The organism is Streptomyces sp. NPDC104226, assembly GCF_055584085.1.
This window is the reverse complement of the sequence record NZ_JBVJMS010000001.1, coordinates 571,154-591,472: the sequence shown is the minus strand read 5'-3', so window position 1 is coordinate 591,472 and position 20,319 is coordinate 571,154. Positions and strand designations below refer to the sequence as shown.

General features: G+C 73.9%; 16 protein-coding genes. 6 read left to right on the top strand and 10 right to left on the bottom strand.

The genetic code is table 11. The features are described from left to right. Positions 1–46 precede the first annotated feature (46 nt). On the top strand, positions 47–1,516 hold the full coding sequence (locus ACZ60J_RS02710) for a cytochrome P450 family protein (RefSeq protein ID WP_469678398.1): 1,470 nt from the start codon (positions 47–49) through the stop codon (positions 1,514–1,516). Between the two features lie 57 nt (positions 1,517–1,573). On the opposite strand, the gene ACZ60J_RS02705 is transcribed toward ACZ60J_RS02710, so the two are convergent. Further along, positions 1,574–2,323, bottom strand: a complete 750-nt coding sequence (locus tag ACZ60J_RS02705; protein ID WP_469678396.1) for a lysophospholipid acyltransferase family protein — start codon at positions 2,321–2,323, stop codon at positions 1,574–1,576. Between the two features lie 109 nt (positions 2,324–2,432). On the opposite strand from ACZ60J_RS02705, the gene ACZ60J_RS02700 reads away from it, so the two are divergent. Both ACZ60J_RS02700 and ACZ60J_RS02695 read left to right on the top strand, forming a co-directional pair. Continuing rightward, complete coding sequence (locus ACZ60J_RS02700; RefSeq protein WP_469678394.1) at positions 2,433–2,711, top strand: acyl carrier protein; 279 nt, start codon at positions 2,433–2,435, stop codon at positions 2,709–2,711. 9 nt (positions 2,712–2,720) lie between these two features. Further along, the gene (locus tag ACZ60J_RS02695) at positions 2,721–3,404 is read left to right on the top strand and encodes a nucleotidyltransferase domain-containing protein (RefSeq protein WP_469678392.1); all 684 of its coding nucleotides are present in this window, start codon (positions 2,721–2,723) and stop codon (positions 3,402–3,404) included. Here the strand turns inward: ACZ60J_RS02695 and ACZ60J_RS02690 are convergent. Further along, positions 3,401–4,333 (bottom strand): ion transporter, encoded by a 933-nt coding sequence (locus ACZ60J_RS02690; protein WP_469678390.1) that lies wholly within the window; start codon positions 4,331–4,333, stop codon positions 3,401–3,403. The two genes, ACZ60J_RS02695 and ACZ60J_RS02690, sit on opposite strands and share 4 nt — an antisense overlap. Positions 4,334–4,541: 208 nt before the next feature. Here ACZ60J_RS02690 and ACZ60J_RS02685 point away from each other — a divergent pair, with 208 nt between their 5' ends. Further along, the gene (locus tag ACZ60J_RS02685; RefSeq protein ID WP_469678388.1) at positions 4,542–5,870 is read left to right on the top strand and encodes a CoA transferase; all 1,329 of its coding nucleotides are present in this window, start codon (positions 4,542–4,544) and stop codon (positions 5,868–5,870) included. A gap of 125 nt (positions 5,871–5,995) precedes the next feature. Here ACZ60J_RS02685 and ACZ60J_RS02680 read toward each other — a convergent pair whose 3' ends face one another. Then, positions 5,996–8,020 carry a putative Ig domain-containing protein gene (locus ACZ60J_RS02680; protein ID WP_469678386.1) on the bottom strand — a complete coding sequence of 675 codons (2,025 nt, stop codon included), beginning with the start codon at positions 8,018–8,020 and terminating at the stop codon, positions 5,996–5,998. Positions 8,021–8,748: 728 nt separating this feature from the next. On the opposite strand from ACZ60J_RS02680, the gene ACZ60J_RS02675 reads away from it, so the two are divergent. Further along, the gene (locus ACZ60J_RS02675; RefSeq protein ID WP_469678384.1) at positions 8,749–11,628 is read left to right on the top strand and encodes a helix-turn-helix transcriptional regulator; all 2,880 of its coding nucleotides are present in this window, start codon (positions 8,749–8,751) and stop codon (positions 11,626–11,628) included. Between the two features lie 54 nt (positions 11,629–11,682). On the opposite strand, the gene ACZ60J_RS02670 is transcribed toward ACZ60J_RS02675, so the two are convergent. From ACZ60J_RS02670 to ACZ60J_RS02650, 5 genes are all read right to left on the bottom strand, one after another. Then, positions 11,683–13,131 (bottom strand): glyceraldehyde-3-phosphate dehydrogenase, encoded by a 1,449-nt coding sequence (locus ACZ60J_RS02670; RefSeq protein ID WP_382975381.1) that lies wholly within the window; start codon positions 13,129–13,131, stop codon positions 11,683–11,685. 82 nt (positions 13,132–13,213) lie between these two features. After that, the gene (locus ACZ60J_RS02665) at positions 13,214–13,936 is read right to left on the bottom strand and encodes an NADPH-dependent FMN reductase (protein WP_469678382.1); all 723 of its coding nucleotides are present in this window, start codon (positions 13,934–13,936) and stop codon (positions 13,214–13,216) included. 68 nt (positions 13,937–14,004) lie between these two features. Further along, positions 14,005–14,772 carry a 3-hydroxybutyrate dehydrogenase gene (locus ACZ60J_RS02660; RefSeq protein ID WP_469678381.1) on the bottom strand — a complete coding sequence of 256 codons (768 nt, stop codon included), beginning with the start codon at positions 14,770–14,772 and terminating at the stop codon, positions 14,005–14,007. A 121-nt stretch (positions 14,773–14,893) separates the two neighbouring features. Beyond that, positions 14,894–16,312 carry a 3-hydroxybutyrate oligomer hydrolase family protein gene (locus ACZ60J_RS02655; RefSeq protein WP_469678379.1) on the bottom strand — a complete coding sequence of 473 codons (1,419 nt, stop codon included), beginning with the start codon at positions 16,310–16,312 and terminating at the stop codon, positions 14,894–14,896. A 91-nt stretch (positions 16,313–16,403) separates the two neighbouring features. After that, positions 16,404–17,714: an extracellular catalytic domain type 1 short-chain-length polyhydroxyalkanoate depolymerase gene (locus ACZ60J_RS02650; protein WP_469679095.1), complete on the bottom strand. Its 1,311-nt coding sequence runs from the start codon at positions 17,712–17,714 to the stop codon at positions 16,404–16,406. 445 nt (positions 17,715–18,159) lie between these two features. On the opposite strand from ACZ60J_RS02650, the gene ACZ60J_RS02645 reads away from it, so the two are divergent. Further along, positions 18,160–18,768, top strand: coding sequence for a hypothetical protein (locus ACZ60J_RS02645; protein WP_469678377.1), 609 nt, complete (start codon positions 18,160–18,162; stop codon positions 18,766–18,768). A gap of 4 nt (positions 18,769–18,772) precedes the next feature. Here the strand turns inward: ACZ60J_RS02645 and ACZ60J_RS02640 are convergent, their stop codons facing one another. Next, positions 18,773–19,426, bottom strand: coding sequence for a CoA transferase subunit B (locus tag ACZ60J_RS02640; RefSeq protein WP_469678375.1), 654 nt, complete (start codon positions 19,424–19,426; stop codon positions 18,773–18,775). Between the two features lies 1 nt (position 19,427). Continuing rightward, positions 19,428–20,225 (bottom strand): CoA transferase subunit A, encoded by a 798-nt coding sequence (locus ACZ60J_RS02635; RefSeq protein WP_469678373.1) that lies wholly within the window; start codon positions 20,223–20,225, stop codon positions 19,428–19,430. Positions 20,226–20,319 lie beyond the last annotated feature (94 nt).

Genomic DNA, 20,319 nt, shown 5'->3' with positions numbered 1-20,319 from the left:
ACCAGCCCTACATGCTGCGCGACAAGTGACCCAGGGAGAAGCAGAGATGACCTCTGTCCACGACGGCGGCGAGTCCACGGCGAAGACCGCCCCGCGACGCCCGGGCACGGCCTGGGCCCTGGAGAACGCCGTGTTCAGTGCGGCCATGGTCGCCCAGCGGCTGCCCTGGACGGACGCCGCGGCCCGAGCGCTCGGCCTGGAGCCACTGACCCGTGAAGGGGTGCGGCGCGCCCTGCTGGAGCACCTGCGGCGCACCCGCTCCGGGAGCCCGGTCCGGCTCCGGACACCTTTCGGGAACTTCCTCGTGGCGCTGACCCCCGCCGCGTCCGAATCCCTCCTGGTCCGGGCCGGCGAGGAGCAGGCGTTGGAGCCCGCGGTCGGACTCACGGCCGCCGGGCGGCGGTACGGGCTGCCTCCGCACTCGGCGCAGGTGTGGGAGGCAGTGGCGCCGGGAGGCGAACTGGCGGAGCTCGTGGCCCGGCACGTCGACGAGGCCGTCGAGGGTCGGCGGGGGGACGGCACCTTGGAGTGGCAGTCCTGGAGCCAGGCGATGGCACAGCTGGGCCGCTGCCTGGTGGCGGGCGGGGCGGCCGCGGAGGACACCCTGCTGAGTGAGATCGTCACCCGTGCCGCAGCGGCGGAGGGCCGGGGTGCCCGCGCGGAGCTGGAGGCCGCCCTCCGGCGCAGGACGGCCCGGTACCTGGACGACCCGGACCCGGATTCCCTGCTGGGCCGGCTGGTCGCGGCGGAGGCGTGCACGGACACCGCGGAGACCGCGGCCGTTGCGGTGGCGCACGCGCTCGCCGTGGTGACCGGAGCCGCCACGACCACGACCCTGCAGGCCCTGGCCCTGCACACGGTGACATCGCAGGCCTCCCCGGAGGAGGCAGTCGCCCTGGCGCTGTACCACTACCCGCCGGTGTCCGCCGCCGTGCACCGGGTGAGCGCGCCGTTCGTCTGGGAGGGCCTTGAGATCGACGCCGGTACGGAGATCCTGTGCGCGCCCGGCTGGCTCCCCGCGCCGAAGGGCGGCCCCGGACCGGGCGCCTGGCCTTCGGCGCTGTGCGGAGCGCCCGGCCCGTGCGCAGCGAGCCGCCTCGCGGTGCTGGTCGCCGAGGAGCTCGTCCGCGCGATCACCGCGGTCGCCCGGCCCTTCGTGGTCTCGCCGCGGCTGACCGCCGGCAGGCTGCCGGGCGTGCTCGAGGCGCGCTCGCTCCTCGTTGCCCTCCGGGAACTCCCAGGCGGCCGCGGGGACGGCCGCGTGACGGTCGGCAGGCCGTCGGCACTGCCGGTCCCGGTGCGCGGTTGTGCACCCGCGTCCTACGGAGCCCTGGCGCAGACGAGTGCCGACCGGCTGGCGGAGCACGCGGTGAGCCTCGCGGCCTGTGCCGAGGCCGAGGGATGGGAACAGGACGAGGCGGGGGAGAAGTTCCGCCTGGTCCTGCTCGATCACGCGGGACGGTGTGAGCGGGCGGCCGACGGCGTGCGGAACGCGGCAGTCCGGCTGGCGGACTGAGGCGCCGGCCCGGACGGCAGAAGCGGCCCGGCCGGGCGGCGTGCGGCCGCCGCCCGGTCACCAGAACGGCGTCTCGCGCCTGCCGAGCTCCCTGTGGACCAGGGACTGCACTGCTTCCTGAGCCTCGTCGCACAGCCGGAGTGCCGCGGCCTTGCGGGCGGAGTAGGACTCCGGCCGGGCGGGTGCGGGGATCGGATCGCCCACGGTGATGCGCCATTTGGCCGGCAGCGGAAGGAGCGTGGTGAGCGGGAAGTAGGGAAGGTCGAACAGCCGCGCCAGGGCGGGGACGTCACCGAACTTGGGGTAGGTCTCCTCGGCGCCGATCACGGAGACCGGTACGACGGGGGCCCCGGCCTGGACGGCGGTCGCGGCGAACCCGGGACTGAACGGGCGGAGCCGGTAGCGGTTGCGGAAGGACTTCTGCAAACCGGAGATTCCCTCGGGAAACATCCCGACGAGTTCCCCGGCGGTCAAATGTTCCAGCCCGAGAGTCGGATCGAGCGGAAAGGCGCCCATTTTCCTGGCGTACGAACCGAGCACCGGAAATCGAAAGGTCAGGGATGCGGCCGGAACGTTCAGAGGCCGGTTCACCAGGCGCGTGAGCGATTTGAGGAGGACGAACGCATCGAGTCCCCAGGCCCCTGAATGGTTGGCTACGATCATCGCCGGGCCTTCCTCCGGAATGTTCTCCCAACCGCTCACTTCGAGGCGGAAGTAGTCTTCCATCATCCAGTCGAGCAGCCGGTCGAAGGCGTCCGTCCCGGCCTCGTCGAGCCGCTCCCTTGCGTAGCGGAACTCGGTCGCCACCGGATCCGAAACAGCGGTCCCGTTCTCCGACACGGATATCCTCATTTCTCTCGCGGGTCATCGGCGCCACCTTGGCGCAATGGCCGCACCAACGCAAACAGGAGTCGTCATGACCACATCCGCACCCGAATCGATGATCGATCTGATCAGCGAGATCGTCGTTTCGACGATGGAATCTCCGGCCGAAGAAGTGCGCGCGGATGCGCTGATGGAAAACCTTCTGGCCGATTCGCTCATGGTGGTGGAGATGGCCATCGTCCTGCAGGAAAAGCTGGGCATCAAGGTCGACGAGCGGGAACTCCGTGACGTGACCCTCGCCGAGTTCGCCGAGATCCTCGACGCCCGCCGCAACGCCGTGGTGGCCCCGCGGGACGGTGCCGCTCGGTAGCCTGACCCGATGAGCGTGCAACCGCCCCCGGGCGGAGTGGAGATCACCCAGGCCGAAGCCGAGGCCAGGTGGGTGCGCGCCTGGACGCCCGCCGAGGTGGCGGCCCGGCTGGAGGGGGTTCGCGCCCCCTGGTGCGTCGCGGGAGGCTGGGCCGTCGACCTGTTCACGGGCGGGCCGCCCCGGCCCCACGGCGACCTGGAGATCGCCGTCCCGGCGGGGTGCTTCCCCGAGATCCGGTCCAGGTTCCCGGAGTTCGCCTTCGACGTCGTGGCGTACGACCGCCTCTGGGAGCTCACGCCGGACGCCTCGGAACTCAGCCACCAGACCTGGCTGCGGGACCCGGCTACCGGCAACTTCCTCGTGGACGTGTTCCGCGAGCCGCACGACGGGGAGACCTGGATCTACCGGCGCGACCCCTCCGTCCGGCTCCCGTACACCGCCGTCGTGTGCCGGACGCCGGACGGGATCCCCTACCTCGCGCCCGAGCTGGCGCTGCTGTTCAAGGCCAAGGCGGTCCGCCCCAAGGACCAGCAGGACTTCGCCCGCGCGCTGCCCCTGCTGGACGAAACCCGGCGCGCGAACCTGGCCGCGCTCGTCGAGCGGCAGCATCCGGGGCACGCCTGGCTGGCGGACCTCCGGCCGGGCGGCGCCCGACCGGCCGGAGGCGTTCCCGACGGGGCCGCCCCGAGCTAGCGGGCGCCCGCCGCGGCGCGGGCCGGCTCCGCAGGGGCCGGCACGGCCGACGTGGAGTGCACGGTGTCGAGCTGGGCCTCCATGTCGTCGAGCGCGCTGCGCACCGCCGCGATCCGCAGCAGGAGCTCGTCCGCCGCGTCGGGCGGCGACTGGCTCGCCAGGAGCGCGGCCCGCTTCTCCTCCTTCTCGGCCTCGTCCTCCATCTCCCGCGCTTCTTCGAGGGCGTTGAGGACCACGCCGATCAGCACGTTGACCAGGACGAAGGAGCCGAAGAGCACGTAGGAGGCGTAGTAGAGGAGGCTCAGCGGGGAGATGGCCAGCCCGGCGTGGACGGCGTCCCCCAGCCCTTCGAGCGTCATGAGCAGGAACAGGGTCAGCGCGGCCCGGCCGATGGACCCGTAGTGCTGCGGGTCGTGGCCGGCGAAGCAGATCCAGCCGATCATCGCGTACACGTAGACGATCAGCGCGCCCACGAACAGGAAGCTGACGGTCCCGGGCAGGCTGCGGCCCACCGCGACCAGCAGGACCCGCAGCTGGGGCATGAACTTGGCGGTGCGCAGGACCCGTGCCAGCCGCAGCAGCCGCAGCAGCGTGGTGTTCTCCCGGAGGAACGGGATGAAGGCCGAGGAGACGACCAGCAGGTCGAAGACGTTCCAGGGGTCTTGGAAGAAAGCTTTCGGCCGGTCGGCGTGCGCTCCCAGGCGGATCAGCATCTCCAGGGTGAAGGCGATCACGCAGGTGCGCTCGGCCGCCGACAGGAGGCCGCTGTACTCGGCGGACAGGCCGCTGTACGTCTCGGCCCCCAGGAGCGCGGCGTTGAAGAGGATCACCGCGAAAACGGTGAGCGAGAACGCGGGCGCCTCGCACACGTCACGGCAAGGTGCGGCAAGTCTTCCACGCCAGGTGTCCACCGCGGTCGGGTCGGTCATCGTGCTCCCTCGTACGGGCCACCGGCCGCCCCCGGACCGCACGCGCCGGCTGCGCCGCGACGGAAGACGAGGCAGCCGAGGCGGTGTTCATGTTCCGGGTCGTGTAACGCCGTACGGGGGAATTCGAGACGCCCTGGTGCGCTACATCGCCCGATCGGGGGCCCGCCCCGCCCCGCCCGGGCCGGGGAAGGGTGTGGAGGATGGGCGCATGACGACGAGTGACGGTGGGACCCGACAGGCATGGGCCGCTTTGGGCGGCCCCGCGGAGCTGGCGGAACGGGTGGGGTACCGGGGGCCCGGCGGGCTGGGGGACGGGCCGCTGCCCGTACGGGAACTCGCGCGGGCCACGGTGGGCGCGTGCGCGCTGGCCGCCGCCGAGCTGGCCGCCGTACGGGCCGGGGGGAACACGGACGACGTGGCTCCGCTGCAGGTCGACGAAGGGGCCGTGGCCACGGCGTTCGTCAGCGAACGCCACCTGCTCGTGGACGGCCGGGCACCCGTCTCCTTCGCGCCGCTGTCCGGCTTCTGGCGGGCGGCCGACGGATGGGTACGGACGCACGCCAACTATCCGCACCACGAGACCGCACTGGTGCGCGTCCTGGCTGCCGGGACCCGGGAGGGCGTGGCGGCGGCGATCGCCCGGCGCCCGGCCGTGGAGGTCCAGGAGGAGGTCTACGCGGCGGGCGGGCTCGCGGTGGCCGTGCTGACCAACGGGTACGGCGCGCCGCAACCCCTCGTGGAACGCACCGAGTCGGGCGGGCGCGGGCGGCCCCTCGAGGCGGTCGGGGCGGGCACCGGACTGCCGCTGGCCGGGGTCCGGGTGCTCGACCTGACCCGGGTCATCGCGGGGCCGGTGGCCACCAGGACGCTCGGACTGCTCGGCGCGGACGTCCTGCGGATCGACTCGCCCCGGATCCCGGAGTCGGACGACGCGTACGCGGACACCGGATTCGGGAAGCGCTCCGCGCTCCTGGACCTGGGGGAGGCGGGGGACCGGGCGGTGTTCGACGGGCTGCTCGCAGGAGCGGACGTGGTGGTCACGGGATACCGGCCGGGAGCACTGGAGCGGTACGGGCTGGGCGCGGCGGAACTGCTGGCGCGGCGGCCGGGGCTGGTGGTGGCCGAGCTGTGCGCGTGGGGCCCGCGGGGCCCCTGGGCGGGGCGCAGGGGCTTCGACTCGCTCGTGCAGGCGGGGTACGGGATCTCCGCGGCCTGCGGGGACGGGCACGCCCCCGGGGTGCTGCCGGCGCAGGCACTGGACCACGGGACGGGGTACCTGGCGGCCGCCGGGGTGCTACGGGCCCTCGCGGAGGGCGGTGGGCAGGCCCTGCGGTTCTCCCTGGCGGGGACGGCGTCGTGGCTGGTCCGCGAGGTCCCGCAGGCCGGGCCCGCCGAACCGGGGTACGCCCCGGAACCGTGGCTGCGCGAGACCGCATCGGGATACGGGCCGCTGCGGTACGCGGCTTCGCCGCTCGGGGGCCGGGCCTGGGACCGGGCCCCTTCCCGGTGGGGGACGGACCGGGCCGCCTGGCTCTGACCCGGGGCGGGGTACGGCCCCGCACCGGGGCGGGGCCCCGGCCGGGGTGTCGGCCGGGGCCCCGCGGGGAGGTGCCGGATGCCTCCGGGGTGTGGAGGGGCGGCACGGGCGGAATCGGATGGTGCCTAGAAGTAGACGTTCCAGGTGACGCCGACCGAGGAGGACTTGCCCGCGGCGTCGGTCACGGTGAGGGTGCTGCCGCCGAAGCCCCAGGTGGTGGGGGAGCCGGTGATGACACCCGTGGTGGCGTTGATGCTCAGGCCGGCGGGCAGGCCGGTGGCCTTGAAGGCGTAGGGCGCGGTGCCGCCGGTGGCCTTGAGGGCCAGGCTGACGGGCTTGCCGATGTAGACGGTCTGGTTGCCCGGGTTCGTCAGGACGGGGCTGGTGCCGGTGACGGTGCTGACGGTCCAGGAGAACGTGGCGGACGCGCTCTTCCCGGCGTTGTCGGTGGCGGTGACGGTCACGTTGGAGGTGCCGGCGGTCGTGGCGGTACCGGTGACGGTGCCGGTCGTGGAGCCGATGCTCAGGCCGGCGGGCAGGCCCGTCGCGGACCAGGAGTAGGGCGCGGTGCCGCCCACGGCCTTGACGGTCAGGTTGGCCGCGGAGCCGACGGCGGAGCTCTGGCTGCCGGGGTTGGTCACGGACAGGGCCGTACCCGCGGTCGTGATCGTCCACGAGAAGGAGGTGGAGCCGGTCTTGCCGGCGTTGTCGGTGGCGGTGACGGTCACGTTGGAGGTTCCGGCCGTGGTGGGTGTGCCCGTGATGGTGCCTGTGGAGGAGTCGATGGCCAGCCCGGCGGGCAGGCCCGTCGCGGACCAGGCGTAGGGGGCCGTGCCGCCCTCGGCGCTGTTGCGCAGCTCGGGTATCCGGGCGCCGATGACGCCGTTCTGCGCCGAGACCGCGGCGACGGTGACGTTGCCGGGCTGCGGGGTGGTGACGGCCAGGGCCAGCTTGAACCGGGTGAGGGCCTCGACCACGGGCTGGAAGATGGTGAACTTCTCGCCGCTGCCCGAGGTACAGGTGGCACTGCCGCCGCCGGAGTGCAGGCCGACGGCCTTGCCGCCGGTCGCGGTGACGTATGCGCCGCCCGAATCGCCGCCCGCGGAGCAGGCGTTGGAGTACGACAGTCCGTCGATGACCACGTTCCCGTAGTCCACGCTCTGGTTGACCTTGGTGACCTCGCCGCACCGCATGCCCGTGGTCTGCCCGGAGCGGCAGATCGCGGTGCCGACCACGGCATCGGCCGAGCCGGTGACGGCGATGGCGCTGTGGGTCGAGTCGCCCGCGACGTACGGGGAGAGGTTCCATCCCGACTGGTCCACGTCGACGACGCCCATGTCGCCTTCCCAGGCGTTGATGCTGCTCTGCCCGTCCTTGTTGGACGTTCCCACACGGGTCCCGTCCTTGCCGTAGGCGGGCTGGTTGACGTCGTTGGTGCAGTGACCGGCCGTCAGGAAGGTCTTGGCGCCGCCGGTGACCCGGGTGGCGGGGAACCCGATGGAGCACGGGCTCTCACTGCCGGGCACCCACTTCTCGCCACCGGTCACGTCGGCCTGCTGCCGCGGGCTGCCGGTGGTCTCGGTGACGTGGACGATGTCGCCCATGGCGGCCAGGCGGGCCACGAAGGCGTCGGTCGACGCGTTGCGCGCCGTCCGGTCGACCGTGACGTCGATCCGGTTGTTCCGGACGTCCGGACCCCACGACACCACACCCGCGATCCCGGACCCGATGTCGCGCGTCACCGTCCGCACGGTGGCGGCCAGTTCGGCCGGGCCGTACCGGGCCTGCCGGGCCACGGCGCCCGCGTCCCGGACCACCGCGGCGTCCGCGGCGTTGGTGACGGCCGCGTTCAGGCGCCCCGTGGAGGAGTCGAACCACAGGCCCGCCACCCGGTCGCCGACCCGGCCCCGGACGAGGGTGGCGGACCTGGCGGCCGCCGATTCGTCGGCGATCCGGTCGCGGGCCTGTCCGGGGGTGAGGTGGAGGTCGCGCTGCATGGCCTCGAAGACCTGCGGGGAGACGGACGGTCCGGGCGGGGAGGCCGCAGTGGCCTGGGCGGGCAGGGCGCTGAGGCCGCCGAGGGCGACGACGGCCGTGACCGAGGCGGCCGCAACGGAGGCCCACTTGGACCTGGTGGGGAGATTGCGCACGGAAATCCCTTCATGGGGGGTGGACCGGAGGGGTGGCCGGTACGGATGAACGTCCCGTGGGGGAGCACGGGACGCTTCACGTCCCCGGAGTGCGGAAGTCGGGGGAGCCGCGCCTTCGCCCTCCGGGATGGCCAACAGAGTGATCCCGGGCCGGTGCCGCGAGCATCGGAGGAATCCCTTGCTGCCGAACCGGCCGACCGACGGCCTCGGGCTGCCCCGTCACGCACGGCCCCCGACTGAACCCGCCTTGCATCAGGGTGTGTTGGGACCTTGCTCAACCCGCTTTGGCGCGACGCGCGTCGGCCTACGGTTCAGCCGGCCATGCCGCGACGCGCGTAGTCCTGCGCTTATCCCGCCCAGCAGGGTGGCGCGTTGGCCTACGGCGGAACCCGCGCCGCCCCGGCCGTGTCGTCCCATCGCACCGACCGGCCGGGGAGCGGGCGCGCGCGGCGCGGACGGCGGACCGCGCCGGCGCGGGTACGGCGCCCCGGGCCCGACGCGGCGGGCCCGGGGCGCAGTGCGGCGGGCCGTCCGGACCGCGCCCCGCTCCTCCCGTGGAGGGTGCGGTGCTCCGGGTCTGCCACCCCGCACCCGGAGCGCGGACGGCCCGCCGTGGCACCACCATCGCCGGGAGCCGGACCCCTTGGCATCAGGGGAAACCCTTGATCCCCCGGCCCGGCCGCACTCGGTGTTGTCACGCGCACCGACGCCGCCTACGGTGCCTCCTCGTGACGCCGGACACTTACCCCGCGAACCCCGCCGACCCCGCGAACCCCGCCATCCCCGTGCCCGTCACCAGGGGAAGGTACGGCGCCTCGGCCGCCGCCGGGCGCGCGGCCGCGGTGCTGGAGCGCGAGGGTCGGGTCGCGCTCGCCGGCCCCTGGGGCGCGGGCAAGACCACCGCCCTGGAGGAGGTGCTGCGCACCCTGCCCCCCGGCCCCGGCCCCGGCCCCGGCCCCGGCCGTACGGTGCTGCGCGTCACGACCGTGGAAGAGGACCGCGACCACGTCTTCGGCGCACTCGCCCAGATGCTGTCCCACTGCGGTACGGCCCACCTCGCCGTGCTCTCCGCCCGGCAGAAGGAGGTGGTCGACCGGATCCTGCACCGGGAAGCCGACGAACCACTCGCCGCCTCCGAGCAGTTGCCCGCCCGCCTCGCGGTGACCGCGCTGCTCGCCCCGGGCCGCTGGATCCTGGCCGTGGACGGGGCCCAATGGCTCGACCCGGCCAGCGCCGACGTCCTCGGCTACGCCCTGCGCACCCTCACCGCACCCGGGCTCACCGCGCTCGTCACCGAACGCGTCCACGGCCGCGCGCAGGCCGCCGCCCGGCTGCTCGGCGGGCATCCCGTCCAGGTCGACGTGGATCCGCTCGACGCGGAGGGGACGGCCGCCCTGCTCGACGCGCACGGCCTGCCCACCCGCTGGGCGGGCCCCCTGCAGAGCCACTGCGGCGGCCATCCCCTGCTGACCTCCGTGTCCTGTACGGCACTTGCGCGGCTGCCCGCGTCCCAGCGGCACCGGCCCGCCATGGCCGGGCAGACGGTCGACGCGGCCGGAGCCTGGCTGCACGCCACCCTCGGCGAACCCGCCCGGCACACCCTGATGCTGGCCGCCCTGACGAGCCGGCCCTCGCTGCCGCTCCTCCTGCGGGCCGGCCGCTCCGATGCCGAGGAACACCTGGCCCAGGCCCAGGCCGCCGGGGTACTGGGCGTGGACCCGGCGAGCGCCGTCCACTTCACCGCGGCGGCCCTGGCGCGGGCCGCCGCCCGGTCCGGGGCCAGGCCCCTGCGCGCGGCCGCCCACCTGAAGCTCGCTCGGGCCGTCGGCGACCCCGTCCACGAGGTGCGCCACCGGGCCCTGGCCGCGGACCTGCCCGACCAGGGACTGGCCGAGGACACCGAGACCGCCGCGGCCACCGCCCGCGAGGCGGGCGAGCGGTCCCTGGCCGCCGAGCTGTTCCTGCTCGCCGCCGAGCTCACACCGCCGGCCCGCTCCGCCCTGCGCATCCGCAGACTCTCGTACGCGGCACAGGAGGCCGCCTGCGCCGGCTCCGTCGACATCGCCCGACAGGCCGCCGACGCGCTGACCGCAGGCCGGGCCGAGCCCGCCGACCAGGTCACCGCGCTGCTCGCCGTCGTCGACGCCCACGGCCAGGCCGTCTCCGATCTGGAGCCGCTGCTCGCGCGCTGCCGGGAACTGGGGGCGGGACACCCCGACCTGCTCGCCGCCGTCGAGCTCCGCGCGGCCATCGCCGCCAACGTGGCCCACGCCGCCCCGGAGCGGGCCCTGCGCGCGGCGGGCCGGGCCGCCGAACTCGCCGCGGCCGGCGGCCACCGCCCCCTGCAGGCGGCCGCACTGACCATGCGGGCCCGGATGGAACGCGTCCTCGGCACCGCCGACGCACCCGGCACCCTCGCGGAGGCCCTTGCCCTGGGGATACCGGCCCAGCACTCCGGCATCCGCAACAGCGCCCAGTACCTGGCCGCCCGGCACGCCGTCTTCGACGACCGGCTGGCCGAGGCGCGCGAACGGCTCGTGGAACTGCTCGCGCTCGCCGAGCACGAGGGCGACGCCGAGGACCTGGTCGACATCTGGCGCAGCCTCGCCGAGGTCGACACCCGGCTCGGGGCGTGCGCCCCGGCGCTCGCCTGGGCCGACCAGGCCGTACGGCTGTCCACGGAGGCGGGGCTGTCCATGGGCCCCGCCTGGTACACCGCGGCGCTGACGCAGAGCGCCGCCGGATCCTTCGCGGCCGCCCTGCGCACCGCCTCCTGCGGGGCCCGCGCCTCCCAGGAGGAGGGGGACGGACTGTACGTGTCGCGCAACCTCTGGGTCATGGGCGCCGTCCAGCTGCACACCGGGGACGTCGCCGACGCCGTGGCTTCCCTGACGGCCGTCGCCGAGGCCGAGCGGCACGTCCCCCTCGCCGACCCCGGCATGTTCCGCTGGCAGCCGGACGCCGTGGAGGCCTTCACCTGCGCGGGCCGGCTCGACCTGGCCCAGGCCCTGCTGGAGCGGGCGCGGTCCGCCCCGGGCGGGGCCGGAGCGGATTCGGGCCCGGGGGCGGCACTGGACCGCGCCCAGGGAATCCTGCTGGCCCGCGGCGGAGCCGTGGAGGAGGCGAGCGCTCTGCTCCACCGCACGGCGGCCGCCTTCGAACGGCTGGGACTGCCCCTGGAGCAGGCCCGCACGCTCCTCGCCCTGGGCCGGGTCGAGCGGGCCCGCAGGCGCCAGGCGGCCGCCCGCGCGGCCTGGGAGGCGGCCCGGGCCGTCTTCGACGAGACCGGCGCCCGCCCCTGGCAGGAGCTCACCCGGGAGCTCCTCGACCGGGCGGGCGGGCCGGCTGCGGCCACGGGTCCGGCTCCGGGTGCGGGCAGGCTGACCGAGTCGGAGTCGCGGCTGGCCGACCTCATCTGCCAGGGGGCGACCAATCAGCAGGCGGCCCAGCACATGTTCATCTCGGTGAAGACCGTCGAGGGGATGCTGAGCCGCGTCTACCGCAAGCTCGGCGTCCGCTCGCGCACCCAGCTCGCGGCGGCCCGCGCCGCCGCGGCGCCCGGCCCCGACCGAGGTCCGGGCCGGGACGGACGAACGCCCCCCGGGTGACCTGGGGTCACCCGGGGGGCGTTCGGTACGTCCGGTCCTACGGGGCCCTGCGGATCAGGCCGCCGGCGCCGGGTAGGTCGGGTACTCCACGCCGGACACGTGCTGGACCACGCGGATGACCTGGCAGGAGTAGCCGAACTCGTTGTCGTACCAGAGGTAGAGGATGGCGTTGTCGCCGTCCACCTTGGTGGCGCCCGCGTCGACGATCGAGGAGTGGCGCGAACCGACGAAGTCCATGGAGACCGCGTCGGGAGCCGTGGTGAAGTCGATCTGACGCTTGAGCGGCGAGTGCAGCGAGACGTCGCGGAGGTAGTCGAGGACCTCTTCGCGGGTGGTCTCACGGCCCAGGCGCAGGCTCAGGATGGCGATCGAGACGTCCGGGACGGGGACGCGGATCGAGCTGCCGGTGATCGGCGCCTTGAGGTCCGGCAGCGCCTTGGCGACGGCGGAGGCGGCGCCCGTCTCGGTGATGACCATGTTCAGCGGCGCGGAGCGGCCACGACGGTCGGCCTTGTGGTAGTTGTCCAGCAGGTTCTGGTCGTTCGTGAACGAGTGGACGGTCTCCACGTGACCGCGCAGGACACCGTACTCGTCGTCCATGGCCTTGAGCGGCGGGACGATCGCGTTGGTGGTGCAGGAGGCGCAGGACAGGATCTGCTCGTCCGGCTTGATCGTGTCGTGGTTGACGCCGTGCACGATGTTCGGGACGTCGCCCTTGCCGGGAGCCGTCAGGACGACCTTGTCGATACCGGGGCGCAGGTGCTTGGACAGACCCTCGCGGTCGCGCCACTTGCCGGTGTTGTCGATCAGGATGGCGTCCTTGATCCCGTACGCCGTGTAGTCGACCTCGGAGGGGTCGTTGGCGTAGATGACCTTGATCTCGTTGCCGTTGGCGACGATCGTGCTGGTCGCCTCGTCCACGGTGATCGTGCCCTGGAACTGGCCGTGGATCGAGTCGCGGCGCAGCAGCGAGGCGCGCTTGACGAGGTCCGCCTCACCGCCGCCGCGGACGACGATGGCACGCAGGCGCAGGCCGTTGCCGGAGCCGGACTTCTCGATCAGCAGGCGGGCGACGAGGCGGCCGATGCGGCCGAAGCCGTAGAGGACGACGTCGCGGCCCTCGCCGCGCTCGATCTTGTTGGCACCCGTGGCACCGGCGACGGCGAGGGCGGTGAACTCCTCCACCGAGAGCCCGCGCTCGTCGGTCGCGTACGTCGCGGCGAGCATGCCGAGGTCGATCTGCGACGGACCGAGGTCCAGCGTGGTGAGCGCCTGCAGGAACGGCAGGGTCTCGGTGACCGAGAGCTCCTCGCCGTCGATCTGGCGGGCGAAGCGGTGGGTCTTGAGAATGCTGACCACGGACTTGTTCACCAGGGAGCGGCTGTGGAGCAGGATCGTGACGTCCCGCTCACGGTGCAGCTTCCCGATGATCGGGATCATCGACTCCGCTATCTCCTCGCGGTTCTTCCAGTTGGTGAACGAGTCGTCGTCTTTGACAGTCACAGATCATATCTTTCGAGCTAGGCGGCGCTCATATGCTAACCCGTGCCCGATTCGGGACTTCAGGCACCCCCTGAGCAGTCCTTCAGCCCTCGGCCCGCTGGGTGACGGGGGCGTTGCTCTCGTCGCCCAGGAACTCGTACCAGCGGCGCTGGAGGCACAGGTACCGGGTGTCCGCCTCGGCGAGCGCGAGGAAGGAATCCACCGTGTCGGCCAGGCGCTCGCGCAGGCCCGGATCGGTCAGCTCGCCGTCCTCGCCGAAGGCCGAGTGCGCCGCGGCGAGGCTGAACATGTCCGGGTACACCCGGGCCCCCAGGTGTTCGAGCGGGACCCGCAGCGCCCAGAGCCCGCGGTTCCCGCCGACCATCGACGGGGAGGCCGACACCAGCAGGGTCTGCTTGTCCTTGAAGGGCTGCGGCCGGAACCGGGAGACCCAGTCGACGGCGTTCTTCACGACACCGGGCACGGAGGCGTTGTACTCGGGCGAGGCGATCACCAGGGCCTGCGCCGCGAGCAGCCGCTCGCGCAGGGCGGCCGATCCGGCGGGCTGGCCGTCCGCCTCCTCGGAGTCTCCGTCGTAGGTGGGCATCACGAAGTCCCCGATCCGGGCGAGGTCCGCGACGGCGCCCGAGCGCTCGACCTGACCGGCGACGAGCGCGGCCAGCCGGGCGTTCACGGAGCCCTCGCGGGAGGATCCCGCGAGGACGAGGACCCTGAGCGGGCCGGGTGCGGCGGCGCCGCCCAGGGGATCCGGGGCGGCCGGATCCGTCGGGAACTTCGGGCTCTGGGGCTGGTTCGCATCGGTCACGTGCGGGACCGTACGGGACCCGCCGGGGGTCCCCGCGGCGCGGCGCACGGGCTGTCACCCGGACGGGGTCAGTTGGCGCTCCAGCCGCCGTCCAGCGGGACCGAGGTGCCCGTCACGTACCCGGTGTGCGGACCGCACAGCCACAGGGCGGCCGCCGCGACCTCCTCGGGCTCGATGAGCCGCTTCACCGGCGACCGGGTCAGCAGCACCTCGGAGACGACGTCCGCGGCGGGGATGCCGTGCGCGGCGGCCTGGTCCAGGATCTGCCCCTCGACCAGGGGGGTGCGGACGTAGCCGGGGCTGATGCAGTTGCTGGTCACCCCGTACGGGGCCCCCTCGATCGCGGTGACCTTGCTCAGCCCCTCCAGCCCGTGCTTGGCCGCCACGTAGGCCGATTTGTACGCGCTGGCGCGCAGCCCGTGCACGCTGGAGATGTTGACCACCCGGCCCCAGCGGGCGGCGTACATGTGCGGCAGCACGTGGCGCAGCAGCAGGAAGGGCGCGGTGACCATCACCTGCTGGATCAGGGCGAAGCGCTCGGGCGGGAACTCGGTGATCGGGGCGACGTGCTGGATCCCGGCGCTGTTGACCAGGATGTCGACGGCGGCGGGCAGCTCCCCGATGGCGGCGGGATCGGCCAGGTCGACGGCGTGGGCGTACCCGCCGACCAGGGTGGCGACGGCCCCGGCCGCCTTCGCGTCGACATCGGCCACGTGCACGACGGCCCCGGCGTCGGCCAGGGCCACCGCGCACGCCCGGCCGATGCCGCTGCCGCCGCCCGTCACCAGGGCGACGCGCCCTCGCGGACCGTTGGGGGAAGGAGGTTCGCTCGTCATGGCCCGAAGCCTAGGGAGGGCCGCGGGCGGGGCCCACGGTGCCGCACCCCATACTCGCGGCCGCCCGTATGGAGACGGTCGCCATGCCGCCCGCGGCGTGCGTGCCGGGGGCGGTGCCCGGTCAGGAGCCGAGCGGGCAGCTGGTCAGCAGGGCCCCCGCGGTGGCCGACGGGTCCCGGGGGACGGTGTGTCCGAGCGGAGGCCGCACACCGCGGCCGATCCAGTCCTCCAGCGCGGTGAAGGCGGCACGATGGCACGGTGTGAGCGGGCGCAGCCGGTCGGGGAAGGCGTCGACGAGCGAGTCCACGTGGGTGCCGCCCTCGATGCGGTAGTAGCGCAGCAGGTCCCCTCGGCCGGCCCGCCGGACCATCTCGGCGTACACGTCGGAGTCCCGGGAGATGGGGAGCAGGACGTCGAGGGTGCCGTGCAGGGTGATCAGCGGTTTGCCGATCCGGCCGGTGAGCGCCACCCGCCGGACGGCGCGCCGGACCTCCGCCGGCCGGTCGGCGTAGGCGTAGTCGGCGTCACAGGCCGGGGCGCCGGGGATGCAGAAGGGGGTCCCGGCCTCGGCCGGACCGTCGAAGCCCGGATCGAACTCCTCGCGGTAGATCCGCTGGGTGAGGTCCCAGTAGGAGCCGTGGTGGAAGGGCCACAGGAACTCCGAGCCGGCCGGGAACCCGGCGGCGAGCATCGCCTCGTGCGCCGGCCCGGCGCCCGGGCCGCCGGCCGCGTAGGCGGGGTAGGCGGCCAGCGCCGGGGGCAGGAAGGTGAGCAGGTTGGGGCCGTCGGCCCGCCACAGGGTGCCTTCCCAGTCCACCCCGCCGTCGTACAGCTCCGGGTGGTTCTCCAGCTGCCAGCGCACCAGGTAGCCCCCGTTGGACATGCCGGTCGCGAGGGTGCGGGAGGGGGCCCGGTGGTAGCGCTGGGCGACGACCGCGCGGGCGGCCCGGGTGAGCTCGGTGACGCGGGTGTTCCACTCGGCGACGGCGTCGCCGGGCTCCCGCCCGTCCCGGTGGAAGGCGACTCCGGTGTTGCCCTTGTCGGTGGCGGCGAAGGCGTAGCCGCGCGAGAGCACCCAGTCGCCGATGGCCCGGTCGTTGGCGTACTGCTCGCGCACGCCGGGGGAGCCGGCGACGACGAGACCGCCGTTCCAGCGGTCGGGCAGCCGGATGACGAACTGCGCGTCGTGGTTCCAGCCGTGGTTCGTGTTGGGGAGGGCGGCCGGGGCGGCCGCGTCGGGGAAGTACCCGTCGATCTGGATGCCCGGCACGCCGGTCGGGACGGCGAGGTACCGGGGGGTGAGACCGGCCCAGTCGGCCGGATCGGTGTGCCCGGACGCCACGGTGCCGGCGGTCGTCAACTCATCCAGACAAGCCGCCTGTTGCTGTTCGGCCCCCGGTACGCGGAGGTGGGCGCGGCGGGCGCAGTGGGCGTCGGTCCCGGCGGCGGCCGGGGGAGCGGGGAGCGCCAGCAGAGCCGAAGCCAGGAGGACGACGGCCGCGGTGGCGGTGACGGTGGCGGAACGGAGGGCCGGTGGCATGGGGAGGCTCCAGGAGGTGCGTCGGTACGGGGTGGGGAGGATGCGGCCGGAGGGCCGGGGAACGGCCGTCAGCGGGGTCCGTCAGGGTGGATCAGGGGCAGCCGGCGTCGGCTATGACGAAGTAGCCGGCGGGTGCTTCCTTCAGCGTGTGCGTGACGTAGAGGTTGTAGAGGCCGAGGTTCTGCCCCGAGCCCCTGGCGTAGGCGTAGCTCCCGTCGGTCGTGGCCCGGCCGGCCTGCACCTGCTGGTAGTTGTTCGCCTTCCAGCACGCGGCGGGCGCGCCGGTCGTGCTCGCCGTCACCGGCGCCGAGCGGGCCCCGGCCGCCCCCGCGCCGTCGCGGGCCGCCACGGTCCACGTGTGCCCCGTACCGGGGCCGAGGCCGCCGTCGGTAAAGGGTGGCCCGGCCGCGGTGGCGACCTGGACTCCGTCCCGGTGGACGGCGTAGTCGACGGCGCCCGGCACCCGGTCCCAGGTGAGGGTGACGCTGGTGTCCCCGACGGCGGAGACGGCCAGGCCGGAAGGCGCGGGCAAGGTGCCGGGGTCGGGGTCGGGGTCGGTTCCGGAGCCGTCCAGGCCGAAGAACTCCGAGATCCAGTGGGCGGAGCAGATCGAGGCGAGGAAGTACGCCGCCCCCGTGTGCCCGCACTGCCCGGGACCGGAGCCCGGATCGACCGGGGTGCCGTGCCCGATGCCCGGGACCCGGTCCACCTCGACGGCCACCGTGCCGTCGGCCGCCCGGTACTCCTCCTGCCGGGTGGCGTCGGGCCCGATGACGGAGGTGCGGGAGGGGGTCTGGGAGAGCCCGTGCAACGCCGTCCACTGGTCGCGCAGTTCATCGGCGTTCCGGGGGACGACGGTGCTGTCCGCGTCGCCCTGCCAGATCGCCACGCGGGGCCAGGGGCCGGGCCACGCCGGATACGCGTCGCGCACCAACTGCGCCCAGGCCGCGGGTGACTTGTCCACCCCGGGGTTCATGCACGTGTACGGGCTGCTCCCCTTGGCGCAGTCGTAGGGCAGCCCGGCGATCACCGCCCCGGCCGCGAACGCGTCGGGGTAGGCCGCGAGCATCACGGCGGTCATGGCCCCGCCGGCCGACAGGCCGGTGACGAAGGTACGGGCGGGGTCGGCGGAGTAGGCGGAGGCGGCGTGAGCGGCCATCTGCCGGACGGACGCGGCCTCGCCCTGGCCGCGCCGGTTGTCCGTGGACTGGAACCAGTTGAAGCACTTGTTGGGGTTGTTCGCGGAGCTCGTCTCCGCGAAGACCAGCAAGAACTTGGCACGGTCGGCGAGTTCGGGCAGACCGGAGTTGTCGGCGTAGGTCTGCGCGTTCTGCGTGCAGCCGTGCAGGGCGATCACCACCGGCGGGTCGGCCGGGAGGGAGGCCGGTCGGTACACGTACATGGCGAGCTGCCCCGGATTGGCCCCGAACCCGGTCACCCGCTGGAGCGCGACGGCCGCGCGGGCGGGGGAGGCGGGCCCGGCCACGACTCCCCCCACCGCCAGCAGCGCCAGCGCGAGCACCCGCACGAGAACCCGGCGCGTCCACCCGTACGCCCACCCGTACGTCCGCCCGCGCCACGGAAGCCCGGGCGGCGGCCCGGGCGTGCGCCGTCGGCCGGTGGACCTGCATGCGGACGGTCTGCTGCGCGAGGACATGGCGGCTCCCTGAGGTGACGGGCAGGGCGGGGCCCCGTCACGCGGGGCGGCCTGCGGTGCCCGCCACCGTAGGACCGGCTCCCTCCGCTCCGGCATGGCGCGGAGCGCCATACTCGGCCCCCGGTTGCGGGGACCACGAGGGTTGCGGGCGGCTCCCGTCCGCTGCTAACGGCCTGATCTACTGGGGCACATGAGCATCGGGGAACTCATCGCGCGAGCACGGCGACTGGCAGCACACGAACGCAGGTGGATGGCGAGCCTGGGCCTGTGGGTGACCCGGCGCGTGCACGGCATCGACGACGGAGCCGTCGCCGTCGGGTACGCGCGGGCCCAGGCGCCGACGGCGTACGGGCTGGTCTTCGTGTTCGCGGTCGAGACGGTCGGCGTGTCCTTCATGCTCGCCGAGTATCCCGTCGCCCACCTCGTCATGCTGCTCCTCGACCTCTACACGGTGCTCCTGGTCCTGGGACTGCACACCGCCGCCGTCACCCGCCCCCACGTCGTCGGGCCGGGGGAGCTGCGGGTGAGGCGCGGCGCCCGGCTGGACCTGCCGATACCCCTGGACCGGATCGAATCCGTCCACCACGACCTCCGCTTCCCCGACGCGAACAGGTTCGAGGACGGGGTGCTGGACGTGGCCGTCGCCTCGCAGACCTCGATCACCGTCACGCTGACCGAACCGGTCACCGCCGTGAACCTGTGGGGGCGGTGCCGGGAGGTCGGTACGGTCCGCTTCCACGCGGACGACCCCCGGACCGCCGTCGCCACGATCAGGGGGTTGTTGCCGGCGGACCGATGACGGCCTACGCCGCCGTCGTGATCGTCGCCGCCACCACCAGCTCCGCGGCCGTCGCCCTGCGGACCTCGTCCAGGCGCACCCCGGGGGCCAGTTCGCGGAGCAGGAAGCCTTCCGGGGTGATGTCGAGGACCGCGAGGTCGGTGATCACCCGGTGGACGACGCCCCGCCCCGTCAGCGGCAGCGAGCACCGCTCCACGAGCTTCGGCGTGCCGTCCCGGGCGGTGTGCTCCATGAGGACGATCACCCTGCGCGCACCGTGCACGAGGTCCATCGCGCCGCCCATCCCCTTGACCATCTTCCCCGGGATCATCCAGTTCGCCAGGTCGCCCGAGGCCGACACCTGCATGGCGCCCAGTACGGCCGCGTCCACGTGCCCGCCGCGGATCATGCCGAATGACAGGGCGGAGTCGAAGAACGAGGCCCCCGGCCGGACCGTGACCGTCTCCTTGCCCGCGTTGATCAGGTCCGGGTCCACCTCGTCGGGGAGCGGGTACGGGCCCACGCCGAGGATGCCGTTCTCCGACTGGAGCACCACCTCGACCCCCGGCGGAACGTGGCCGGGGACGAGCGTGGGCAGCCCGATGCCCAGGTTCACGTACGTGCCGTCCGTCAGCTCGCGGGCGGCTCGGGCCGCCATCTGCTCGCGGGTCAGCGCCATGTCAGATACCGCCTTGCCGTGCGGGGAGGAGGGGAGTCCGGACCGTGCGTCGCTCGATGTGCCGCTCCGCCGCCGGATCACCGGGACGCACGCGGACCAGGCGCTGGACGAAGATGCCCGGTAGGTGGACGGCGTCCGGATCCAGCTCTCCCGGCTCCACCAGTTCCTCCACCTCGGCGATCGTGATGCGCCCCGCCATCGCGGCGAGGGGATTGAAATTGCGCGCCGAGGAAGGGAAGACGAGATTGCCGTGCCGGTCCCCGGCCGCCGCCCGGACCAGGGCGAAATCGGTGGTGATGCCCTCCTCCAGGAGGTACTCCCGGCCTCCCCAGCTGCGCAGCTCCTTGGGCGGCGAGGCCACGGCAACGCCGCCGTCGGCGCGGTGGCGCCACGGCAGGCCGCCCTCCGCCACCTGCGTACCGGCTCCGGCCGGCGTGTAGAACGCCGGGATCCCCGCGCCACCGGCCCGCAGCCGCTCGGCCAGGGTGCCCTGCGGAACCAGCTCCACTTCCAGTTCGCCGCTCAGGTACTGCCGGGCGAACTCCTTGTTCTCGCCCACGTACGAGCTGGTCATCCGGGCGATCCTGCCCTCGCGCAGCAACAGTCCCAGACCCCGGTCGTCCACCCCGCAGTTGTTCGACACCACCTCCAGACCGCGTACCTCCGTACGCTCCAGCAGCGCGCCGATCAGCACGCCCGGCACCCCGCACAAACCGAAGCCGCCCACCGCGAGCGAGGCTCCGGCGGGGATGTCCGCCACCGCCCCGGCCGCACTCGCGACCTCCTTGTCCAGTCCCATCGCACACCCTCCGTCGCCCGGCCCCGGGCCACCGGCCACCCGACCGGGCCGGCGTGCGACCGGGCCCGCCCGACCGACCCTAGGAACGGCCGGC